We start from the raw sequence: 2,080 nt of genomic DNA on the forward strand, positions 1-2,080 counted from the left end.
AGGCCAACTCATGAGCATGCTCTCCCTGCGTCGTTGCCGTGACCGTTCCTGCCGTCCCGCTCGAATCGCCTGATTTTCGCCACCCTTTCTACGTGACCTGATCAGCCCTTGGCGGCCTGTGCTCGCCTGCGTTTTAGTGTGGAAATAAAAACAATGAATCAACCCCAATCCGCTGTAGGGAACTGCCTCGATGTGCAGTCCTTCATCAATTCCCAGCCGCTGTCCCGTTACCAGTGGCGAGTAGTGATCCTGTGTTTCCTGATTGTCTTCCTCGATGGCCTGGACACTGCGGCCATGGGCTTTATCGCCCCGGCGTTGTCCCAGGACTGGGGCATCGACCGTGCCAGCCTGGGGCCGGTGATGAGTGCGGCGCTGATCGGCATGGTCTTCGGTGCCCTGGGTTCCGGGCCCCTGGCTGACCGTTTTGGTCGCAAGGTGGTGCTGGTAGGGGCGGTGCTGCTGTTTGGCGCCTTCAGCCTGGCTTCGGCCTACAGTTCCAACGTCGACCAGTTGCTGGTGCTGCGTTTTCTCACTGGCCTGGGCCTGGGGGCGGGGATGCCCAATGCCACCACGCTGCTTTCGGAGTACACCCCCGAGCGACATAAGTCGCTGCTGGTGACCAGCATGTTCTGCGGGTTCAACCTGGGCATGGCGGGAGGTGGTTTCATTTCCGCCAAGCTGATCCCGGCCTTCGGTTGGCACAGCCTGTTGCTGATCGGTGGCGTCCTGCCGCTGATCCTGGCCCTGGTACTGGTGGTCTGGCTGCCGGAGTCGGCGCGTTATCTGGTGGTGCGCAATCGCGGGACCGACAAGGTGCGCAAGACCCTGGCTCCCATCGCTCCGGCCATAGTCGGCGAGGCCGGCAGTTTCAGCGTGCCGGAACAGAAGACGGTGAAGGCGCGCAACGTTTTTGCCGTGATCTTCTCCGGCACTTACAGCATCGGCACTCTGCTGCTGTGGCTCACCTATTTCATGGGCCTGGTGATTGTCTACCTGCTGACCAGCTGGTTGCCGACCCTGATGCGCGACAGTGGCGCCAGTATGGAGCAGGCGGCCTTTATCGGTGCCTTGTTCCAGTTCGGCGGGGTGCTCAGCGCGGTCGCCGTGGGTTGGGCCATGGACCGTTTCAATCCGCACAAGGTGATTGGCTGCTTCTACCTGCTGGCTGGGGTCTTCGCCTATGCCGTGGGACAAAGCCTGGGCAACATCACCGTGCTCGCGACCCTGGTGCTGATCGCCGGCATGTGCGTCAACGGTGCGCAATCGGCGATGCCTTCCCTGGCGGCGCGTTTCTATCCGACCCAGGGACGGGCCACCGGGGTGTCCTGGATGCTCGGCATCGGCCGTTTCGGCGCCATTCTCGGTGCCTGGATGGGCGCCACTCTGCTGGGGCTGGGCTGGAACTTCGAGCAGGTGCTGACCGCGCTGGTAATCCCTGCGGCGCTGGCCACCACGGCGGTAGTGATCAAGGGCATGGTCAGCCATGCGGACGCCACCTGACAGGCAATAAAGACCCGGATTGGGTGCAGGGCGAGGATCGATAGCCCTGCAACAATCCGTTCGATAATCGAACGCTCAGTCGATTATCGGATTGTTTGGGGTATTGCTCCGGCTTAATCTTCAGTCACTGCGGCGCGCCCAGAGCGCCTTTTTCTCCAGTCGCTGAATAACAATCGGGAGACCCCATCCATGGCTGAAATCCTTTCGCTGCACGACGCGGTGAAGCAATTCGTCAACGACGGTGACACCGTCGCACTCGAAGGCTTCACCCACCTGATCCCTACGGCCGCAGGTCATGAAATCATCCGCCAGGGCAAGAAAGACCTGACCCTGGTACGGATGACGCCTGACCTGATCTACGACCAGTTGATCGGTGCCGGTTGCGCTCGCAAGCTGATTTTCTCCTGGGGCGGCAACCCGGGCGTTGGCTCCCTGCATCGCCTGCGCGACGCCGTGGAAAAGCAGTGGCCGCAGCCCCTGGAAATTGAAGAGCACAGTCACGCCGACCTGGCCAACGCCTATGTGGCCGGTGCCTCCGGACTGCCATTCGCGGTACTGCGCGCCTATGCCGGCTCCGATC

At 61.9% G+C, this 2,080-nt stretch carries 2 protein-coding genes; both read left to right on the forward strand.

Going from position 1 to position 2,080, the window contains the following annotated elements:
- Positions 1-153: 153 nt before the first annotated feature.
- Complete coding sequence (gene pcaK, locus BLX41_RS29845) at positions 154-1,500, forward strand: 4-hydroxybenzoate transporter PcaK (RefSeq protein ID WP_123727762.1); 1,347 nt, start codon at positions 154-156, stop codon at positions 1,498-1,500.
- A 189-nt stretch (positions 1,501-1,689) separates the two neighbouring features.
- Positions 1,690-2,080 (forward strand): CoA transferase subunit A (locus BLX41_RS36685; RefSeq protein ID WP_311197603.1); only part of this gene is annotated, 391 nt, incomplete at its 3' end.

Origin of the sequence: Pseudomonas protegens (genome assembly GCF_003732485.1) — a bacterium.
GTDB classification, from domain to species: Bacteria; Pseudomonadota; Gammaproteobacteria; order Pseudomonadales; family Pseudomonadaceae; genus Aquipseudomonas; species Aquipseudomonas protegens_B.